This window comes from Oligoflexus sp. (genome assembly GCF_035638955.1).
Taxonomy (GTDB): Bacteria; Bdellovibrionota_B; Oligoflexia; order Oligoflexales; family Oligoflexaceae; genus Oligoflexus.
In genome coordinates this window covers 1-9,005 of record NZ_DASQYZ010000323.1, presented here as the reverse complement: position 1 = coordinate 9,005, position 9,005 = coordinate 1, and the positions used below count along the sequence as shown (strand labels likewise).

The 9,005-nt window shown below is 45.7% G+C and carries 7 protein-coding genes; 1 reads left to right on the top strand and 6 read right to left on the bottom strand.

Annotated elements, in window-relative coordinates:
• Nucleotides 1–401: 401 nt before the first annotated feature.
• From VE954_RS29360 to VE954_RS29345, 4 genes are all read right to left on the bottom strand, one after another.
• Entirely contained in the window at nt 402–893 is a 492-nt protein-coding gene (locus VE954_RS29360; protein ID WP_324959655.1) for a glycoside hydrolase family 108 protein, read from the bottom strand.
• Nucleotides 883–1,836, bottom strand: a complete 954-nt coding sequence (locus tag VE954_RS29355) for a patatin-like phospholipase family protein (RefSeq protein ID WP_324959653.1) — start codon at nt 1,834–1,836, stop codon at nt 883–885. The genes VE954_RS29360 and VE954_RS29355 overlap by 11 nt, the downstream gene beginning before the upstream one ends.
• Before the next feature lie 12 nt (nt 1,837–1,848).
• Nucleotides 1,849–2,619 carry a hypothetical protein gene (locus VE954_RS29350; protein WP_324959651.1) on the bottom strand — a complete coding sequence of 257 codons (771 nt, stop codon included), beginning with the start codon at nt 2,617–2,619 and terminating at the stop codon, nt 1,849–1,851.
• A 476-nt stretch (nt 2,620–3,095) separates the two neighbouring features.
• The gene (locus VE954_RS29345; RefSeq protein WP_324959649.1) at nt 3,096–4,379 is read right to left on the bottom strand and encodes a hemopexin repeat-containing protein; all 1,284 of its coding nucleotides are present in this window, start codon (nt 4,377–4,379) and stop codon (nt 3,096–3,098) included.
• Nucleotides 4,380–5,467: 1,088 nt separating this feature from the next.
• On the opposite strand from VE954_RS29345, the gene VE954_RS29340 reads away from it, so the two are divergent.
• Complete coding sequence (locus VE954_RS29340; RefSeq protein WP_324959647.1) at nt 5,468–7,555, top strand: ATP-binding protein; 2,088 nt, start codon at nt 5,468–5,470, stop codon at nt 7,553–7,555.
• Nucleotides 7,556–7,575: 20 nt separating this feature from the next.
• On the opposite strand, the gene VE954_RS29335 is transcribed toward VE954_RS29340, so the two are convergent.
• Together VE954_RS29335 and VE954_RS29330 are read right to left on the bottom strand one after the other, a co-directional pair.
• The gene (locus VE954_RS29335; RefSeq protein WP_324959645.1) at nt 7,576–8,133 is read right to left on the bottom strand and encodes a hypothetical protein; all 558 of its coding nucleotides are present in this window, start codon (nt 8,131–8,133) and stop codon (nt 7,576–7,578) included.
• Between the two features lie 246 nt (nt 8,134–8,379).
• Complete coding sequence (locus VE954_RS29330) at nt 8,380–8,898, bottom strand: MarR family winged helix-turn-helix transcriptional regulator (protein ID WP_324959643.1); 519 nt, start codon at nt 8,896–8,898, stop codon at nt 8,380–8,382.
• Nucleotides 8,899–9,005: the final 107 nt, after the last annotated feature.

The window sequence follows — 9,005 nt, the reverse complement described above, 5'->3', positions numbered from 1 at the left end:
GCCTCTCAGCTACTGGGATGTGACCCGCACGTTCCGCAGAAATAAGTGTTTGTGGTGCTCCATCGTTCATCAGGAACAAATGCTGGAGTTCAGTTGATGTGAAGAACTTCTTATCGGTATCAGCCATGTTAAATATCTCTTGGTTCTTTTAGCTTTTAACATAAAAAAACAGCAATAAACCTATGATGACATGGCAAGACATATCGCACAATGTAAAGTTGCTCAGATCACTGAAAAATTTGCAGCGTTGATCTTTCATATAGACAGGGTAGTGCTAAATAATGCGCAAAAAATAAGCAAGAATTGCTTAAAATTTAAACAGGAATACCAGCCTGCTTAGATTTCTTCATCTAGTCTTCTCAAAATGTCAGAATAGATTTGTATGGGACTGTTGCTCTCATTCATGAGCGCGCACAGATTAACAGCACCCGGCTTTCCCACCCCGCACCAGCCCATTGGTAATCCAGATGCCCCCTGAAAAGCGCCAGTCGAAATTTGCAATGCGCTACGATGAAATCCAAGGGGTCAACTGATCTCAATGCGGCGAGCGTCTTAGGCCCCACAACTCCATCGACCAAAATGTTGCATCCAAGACTTTTCAAGGCCTTCTGCACGAGTCTATTGTTACCAAGTATCCCGTGATTTATAGAGCCATCAAGCACAGAGAGCCTAACTTTGCTCGGATATTTGCTGACATACCCGGGAATGAAATATTCCCTGCGATAAATCTTCTTTGCTTCGTCACGAGTGAGGCTCTGGATCCTTCCAGCCAGCTCCGGATGAGACTTTAGACTGATACCCCACTTGGTTTCCCCGCCATTGTCGCGCTTATCATTCGAGTATCCTCCTTCAATTTTATCAATGATAAAATCAATCATCTCATCAAACGTCATTTGCAGGCCCCTTCATGAATTCGGTGAGATATTTTTCAGCAAGCAACATTTGACCGGCGACATTAGGCCAATGCCTGTCGATCTTCCCAATGGCTTCGGGATCATCCATTTCAATTTCCTCTCTAAACGTTGCACCAACGCAACAATAGCGCCCGCCTTTAAGAATCTTGTCGGCCTGGAAATTGACTGTTGAATACTGCTCGGTAGCCATGTCGATCACTGGCCTTATCAACCCAATAGCGCCGCGTTTTTTCCAGCCAAGAGCATGTGTCGGATAAAAACCTGTTGCGATGTGAAGGCAGTAAATATCCTTCATGTCAGCATCAAACCCATTATAGTCACAGGCTGCGGCGACAGCCGACACGCTCGGGTGATTACAAGGCAAACCACCATCCATAAACTCCCGCTTTCCAAACGGCGGCTTGAACTCAATCGTATGACTGTAAAAGTAAGATGGAGCAGCTGCTGAAGCCAGCAGGACATCGACAACCTTAATATCAAGATCCGTTGAATTTCCTTTGAAATTATCAAAATATTTTGCCTGATATGGCCTTCCAGTTCCTCCAAGGTCTTGAGCTGGAATGAGTATCGGCCTTTTTAAATCTCCAAGGCACATGCCACCAAACATGGCTTTCAGCACTTTCTCGAGGCAATCAGGATTGTATCGCGCGGAGTAATAGCCGAACACGCTTTTGATGTTCTGCAAAAGCGTGGTCTTGAAGATCCTCGGTCCTTCCAGTCGGTATAAATCCACGATCTGTTCGGATCCTTTGCGCAGCCCGGATGCCAGGAAAGCTGCAATGATCGCCCCAGTACTGGTTCCAGCGAACATGTCCACACGATCCAGGAATGGCACACGCTGCTGAAGATCTTCCACAACTTTCGCTGAAAGATACCCTCTAATCCCGCCCCCAGAAAAAGAAAGTATGAGAATTTTTTTCATCTTTACCTCGAATCAGACCGATAGTTCCAACACGGCTCCGGCATCTTCCAACCTTTTATTTCTGATACCTCGAATAAGCTCCGAGGTCCTGGTACGACGCCGGTACTGTCCCGCCTTTGCCTTTAGATCGAATCTTTTAAAGGCCTTCAGGTCATCGCGGGCAAAGAAAGTCACATCGTCACCTGTCAGCGGATCGTAAAAGCCAAGGTATCCACCCTCAGCAAGACTGCAGCTCGATATATTGTCGAGGTGATTATTCCGGCCAATGCTCTCGGAATACGGCGTGAAGTAGTTGGGATAAACGAAGTCTGACACCAGGACGGACTTACGATTGACCTTGATTGGATAGGATTGGCATTGCACGGGGTCAGCAGCTTCGCGCCAGAGGAAAACATGACGCTTCTCATGCCTCTCGGGGTGCTTTGACAGATGATATGCGTCACAATACGGATTTAGCGCCAATTCCAGGATCTCATGACTTAGCGTGACGCTCCATGGCTCATCATTAAGAAGGTTCACAAAACAAAATCCATAGGGGACACCAGTTTTTTTGACAACGTCGTGATAACCTTGGCAGTCGGCCCGTCCGTGATTCGTGAGAAAGATCACGGCTCCGGCATCCACCTCCCTAAGTTCAAGTTTTACCGGCGCAACTTTGCAAACGACCCGGATTTGCCATGCGGGGAAAAAGTGCTTCAATAGCTGCTGATTTATGGCATTGACGGCCAGCGCGACTTCGTCCCGGCTGATATTGCTGCGATTGACTACCTGAATTGTAAACACACAACCTCCATAGTGCTTGAATCAGCATGGAGGTGTGCGTCACGCAAATCAACTCGGAACACCGGGCTGTCTAAGGGATTGGAACGATGTCATTGGGGACCGGGGAATCAGTCCTGGCAGCTTGCGAGTCCAAACAGCAGGACGCTTGGCAGCATTAGGGGCGATCGCTTGCGAAGGGTATTCGTCGAGCGATTCACATGGCGGCCTACATGTGGAGCGCCTTCGGACAAGGCTGCGGCGCTATAAGGTAGAGCCCTCAGGCGCCGCCAACCAGAGGACCCATCACTCGGCCCTCAAGTTCCTTTTTAGTTTTCTCGAGCTCAAGGTCTTCTCGACCGAATCCGATCACCGCCGTCCGGGCCCCAAAGACTCCCTATGCCCCGGGCCGGGGTGTGACCCCCGCGCTTAGAAGGAAGGAGGTGAGAGATACACGATTGAAAAGGGGCGGTGGAGCTGCGCGGCTCTACCCGTCCATCTCACCATTCCAGAGCCGCATCGATGTCGGCCGCAAACAGGCCTGGCCAGTTCTGGGCGATTGGCTGGGGATAACCGGGGTCGACCTGGTCCGTGGCGATGTCGTAACGCGAGTATTCCGAGCCTCTGAAGAAATAGACCTTGCCGCTGCCTGTGTTGAAGGCAGCGTCTACAGAATTAAAGAGTCCAGGCCAGTTGCCGGCTATGGGCCGAGGATAACCGGCGTCAGCACGATCGCTGGCTATGTCGTAGCGAATGTATTGTGAACCACTGAACAAATAGACTTTACCGTTGCCCCAGTTGATCGCCGCATCGATTCGATCAAAGGTCACGCCGGGCCAGTTGCCTGCTATCGTTGTGGGGTATCCTGGATCTGTGCGATCTTCCATAACATCATAACGAAGGTATTGCGATCCGCTAAAGAAGTAGACCTTGCCATTGCCCCAGTTGACCGCGGCATCCACAGAGCTGAAGGTGATGCCTCTCCAATTGGGCAGGATGGTAGTGGGATAGCCTGGCATGTTCCGGTCGGCCTGCATATCGTATTTGCTGTATTGGCCTCCCTTGAAGAAGTAAACCTTGGGTCCGACGTATTTCGGATAAATTTTGGCAATACCGTTACGATCACGCTCGGTGAGGATTAGATTATCGATATCACCAGTTCCTCCCTTGCAATGCGGATAGTGCATGACGCTGGCAGCGTCATAGGTTGTAACCCTTTGCCACTGGCCGTCCTCGTTGCAGCCAGTGACCTCTAAATGCTCATGACGAAATCCCAGCGTATGACCCACTTCATGGCGGAAAAAGCCGACCTGGGCTTGATCGGGGTGAGAAAAGGTTGAAGAATCAACCAGAATGTTACTCTGGGCTCTCGGAGTATGAGGGAAGAAGGCGCGCATCAGGTAATCTTGACCACTGACGGGCCTAACATCAAAGGTGACGGCAGTCGAAGCGCTGCAGTTACCGTCAAATTCGGATTTGTGCGTGTAATGGAAGCCGCCATAGGTTTCCCAGTCATCAAGAGCAACTCGGAGGGAATTGACGACCTTCGTATAGTTAGCGCCGAAGTCCTTCGATACGCAGTAAGTCACCGCGTTCCGCATGTTCTCTGGCCAAGTGTCCCAGACATCATTATAAACATTGACCACAAGCTGCGTCCCAGAAACATCGTTCACATGCGATGACTCAACGGTCTCGCCGCAGCTTGTCATTGTAGATCCTACTAAACCAGCAGCAGTGGCTATAAGGATGGCTTTCCAAAAAATGTTTTTATTGACGGTATTCACAGGAATATTCCTTTCAGAATGACGGATGAACGTGACAAGTGGTTGGACAACGTCGGGGGGAAAATATTGCGCGAGGGCACCCCATCAAAAATCATACCTATGATGCGGTTCAAAGAGCGCAAAACAAGTCATAATGACATGACACACGCTTCCCTACGTTGCAGTTTTCAGCGAATCCCGGGATTTATTGATCAACAGGAATATATTCAATAATTTCATATATTTATTTAAGAGTACACACGAAGGGATTTTACGTCCAAAAAACTAACCTTAAAAAATCAGCAACCATGTCAAATAACTGCCTTTTTTATGGCCAATTTGAGACGCTAGAGGCTTTGCTATTAGTAGTTGTCAGCCAAGATCACCATGGTTAGTTCTCTTCCACTTGCAGATCAGAATAAGCGAAGCCAGAAGCAGTCTGTACTAGCCATTCATATATTTTATGACATATAAGTCATATAGACATGTTTCATCTATTACTGCTAAGCCCTGTCCGCCAAATGACGGACGGGGTAAATTCCTCACTCAATAAATGCACCCTAAAAAATCAGCAACCATTTCAAATAACTCAGTTTTTTATGGCCAATTTAAGACGCTAGAGGCTTTACTATTAGCCCAAAAGACAACTATACCGATAATCAGTTGTCAGCCAAGATCACCATGGTTAGTTCCTCTTTCACTTGCAGATCAGAATGTTCCAAGCCACAAGCAGTCTGCACTGGCCCTTTATCAACTATATGACGTATACGTCATATAGACCTTATGATTCGATTCCTTTCGTTAAGCCCTGTCCGCCGAATGACGGACGGGGTAAATTCCCGCACTCAATAAATGTTCCCTTTTATGATCGCTGGCTGCAACAGGGGCGAGGAAATGGCATTTTCTGGAAAGGATTTGTTGCCTGTACTGGGATAGACACTTTGGACACGATCCGGCTCTTACTTCGTGGAGTGTTATCCTTTACAGTTTTTGACATATGCGAGAAAATCGAAATGATACTCAAAACTATAAATAGAACTTTTGAATACACTGCGGCCACATTTTTTCAAAAAGGTGCCGTATATGGATCAAATGCAAAGGCGTAAATTGTGGCAGAAACTTTTGATCTAGACAGCATTCTCGATAGGGAAAATGAAGTCGTCGAATGCAAAGAGAATGTGGCAGACTGGATGGATCTTGTTAGATGTCTGGTTGCTTTTGCGAATGATTACAGTAATAGGGGAGGAGGCTACGCTATTGCAGGAATCAAAGAGATAAAAAACGAGCACAATTTCCCCGCATTTCAAAAAGTAGGATTAAACGCTACCAGACTGCAAGAAGTAAAAGGAAAAGTTTTATCAGCATGCAAGAACCACGTTTCGCCGCAACTTATTCCGATTGTACATGAAGTACCAACCGAAGATCCTTCAAAGAGAATTCTCGTATTCGTAGTCCCATCTAGCTCGGCGGCCCACTGCTATCGTTCCGAGGCTTCTGAATCCGGAACATATTACATTCGACTAGATTCAAGCACAATTGAAGCTCGAAACGAAGTCTTGCGCAGACTTCTTTCCAAGAAAGGGCTGATAGAACCTTGGGACCGAAGGATTTGTGAGGAATCTTCTATCGAAGATTTGGATATTTATTCTATTCGGGATTTTCTTCAGCGCATAGGAATTTGGAATGAGAGAAGTTCGATAGAAAAATATTTAAGCTGCGATGTTCAAATTTCTGAATTGTGTCCAGCTCTTTGCGGGAGGAGTAAGATCGATGGAAAAACCAAACCTCGCAATTTTTCCATTTTGTTGTTTGGGAAGCATCCTACTAAATATATTCCAGGATGTTATGTCTATTTCTCACAATATCCTGGGTCAGATCGGACAGAACCAAATGCAGAAAGAAGGGAAATTACAGGAAATTTGGTAAACCAAGCAGCCACTCTTTTATCTCTTTTAAATGTCGAAGCATCGATCGCCTACGATAAAAATGATTCTAATCCCAATCTAGTCAAATATCCAATTAGAGCGCTTCAGGAAGCAACAATAAATGCTTTGGTTCATCGCGACTACGAGAAAGATCAACCAAATAGACTGACTGTTTTTACCGATCGCATAGAAATCCTATCAGAAGGAGGTTTGCCGGAAAGTCTTGATCCTAGCAGGTTCAAGAGTGGTCAGGAATCTGCATTTTGGAGAAACCAAGCTTTAGCTTATTTTTTCACTAGACTCCAAATGGCTCAGTCTGAAGGGCAAGGCATTACGACTATAATAAAAACTATGAAAGATGAAGGCTGTCCTGACCCTGTTTTTGATATTGATCTAAATCGGGTAAAATGCTCCCTTCCGGCTCACCCAAGGCATACATTGATTAGAAAACTCCGTCTAATCGGTGAAAAAATCGAAATCGGAAAATTAGCCGAAGCCTCGGAAGGAGTCATGGACATCCTCAGTCGCGACCCATATAACTCAAAAGCAATTGACCTATTCTGCGAAATATCTGAACTATCGAGAGATGCAAGTTCACTATACAAATTTCTAATCGATAATAAGATTGATTTTGACAGGCTACATGTAACAGTACAGGTAAATCTTGCTGGTTTGTTTCTTGCGGATGAATCCTCGAATGTAGATGTTGTTGATTTTGGCAAAAAATTGTTGAAAAGCATTGCTAGTATGCGACTGCAAGAAGGTGAGTTCAGGAAAACTTTAAGAATCCTAAGAAATTCTAGAGAAGATGATCTTGCTTTGGAGTTAATAGATAACATCTTTCGAGACTTCCCGAATCTAGCTTCAAACTCATCAATTTTAAGCGATAGGGCAAAAGCTCGAATGGGTATTGCTAAAAAGCTTATTGATACAGCCCGCGACGGATCAATGCGCCATGAGAGACGCGCATCCGCTTGGGAGAGATGCCGCGAATATCTTTATTTGGCACGGAAAGATCTTGACCTAGCGTTGACCAATGCAACGGAAAGAGAACGTCCATACATTGAAAAGGATCTTGAATTTTGTAACTATCTTTCAGAAATTTCTAAAAAAACAACGAGAAAAACGCATCATAACCATGATAAGAACAAAAACCGCCCGTTGAAGGATGATCGAAATTCCAGCAATAAAAGCAATGCGCAGAACGGTCAAAAAACGGCCAACGGACCTCAAAAATCTTTTATCACAAACCGCGGATCTGATAAGAAGTAAGCCTCAGCGCAGAGATTGTACTACGAGACCCCAGTGCGAGTATCTATCCTGTTCAAGAATCGGGGGTGCAAGAGTACAATATGGAGTACAAAAACCAGAACAGGACCAACCAAAGAATTTATCGCCATTTCCGTCACAAATTCAGGATAGGGTGCGGCAAGAATGATTGGAGCATTGATATTCCAAGCCTCTGAGGGCTTTGATATAAAAATCAATGTTGTGTATGTGAATTTAAGACCAACCAAAACTGCATGCAGAATGTACTCTGACGATCCCAAGCCACCAAATATCCTTCGACTCTCACCTTCTTCTACCATATCTATCACTTGAATAGTCAAAGCTGTAAGAGAAAATCCCGCACCGATCCATAAGAGAATTCCGCCAAAGTTTGCGCCTAGCAGCAGGAACCCAGAAATCATAATTGGCAGGATCGCCGATGTATGAAGGATATGTTCGCGACGCGTTTCCGGGTGAGCAAAAAGTCTGAGCTTCCACAGGTGAATATACAACGCATCAATGCTACCAAGTATAGAATAACAAAGCATAAGCCATGAAGCAAAGGTGACGAACTTATCCATATAGACCTCCAGTCATAGGTAAAGGGTCTTGTTAAAAGTTTTCTTTAGCTTAATTGAAAGCATCGCTGCCAAACTGATGAGGCCTGATACAACAAGGCTTCGTATCCTTGTGACAGTTCTATTGTCCAAGACCGTGCAGCTGCCGCGAAACTGACAAGCTCTGCACCGACGATAGCCATTGGAAATTTTTCACTTTGCATCCGGAACCTCCATAGTTGTTACTAACAACTATAATGTCAAAAAAAATCAGCAGCTGCCGCAGCCACCTGATTCATCTGTTGAACAGACACTGCCGAGCCCCATCCTCTTGCCGGCAGCACCAGCAAGCCGTCGCAATAAAGCTGTCGCCGCCACTCGAATTTCTGGCTTAAAGTCAGCAATCATAGCTTTTTGTTCGTTCACAAGTTCAGTGTGAATTTTTTGGAAAAGTTTTTTGCCCGCTGCAGTTGCCTGGATAACGACCGCCCGACTGTCTTCAGGGGCCTGGACTTTCGTTACATAATTTTTGCGGACAAGGGTTTCAATAACCCGGCTTGCTGTACTTTTGTCCAGGAGCAGCAGCTCTGCGAGGGCCTGCAATCTCAAAGAACCTTTTTGAATAATGGCTTCCAGGGCATAGCATTGTGTGACTGATACGTCATAGCAGCATATCAAGTCACGATCCCTGGACTGATAGATCCTCAGAAGCTGATTCAATGCCTCATAAAGTTCGTGAGCATGAACGTCGAGAAGAGGATCTTTTAGGTTTTTTAAATCGACTGCCATGAGATGTTCCAATGGTTGCTACTGACAACTATACTATCGGCGAGTTTCTGTCAAACTTGAATGGCAATAAAAAAAACTCTTAGCCGTCGTAACGGCTTAATAACTTG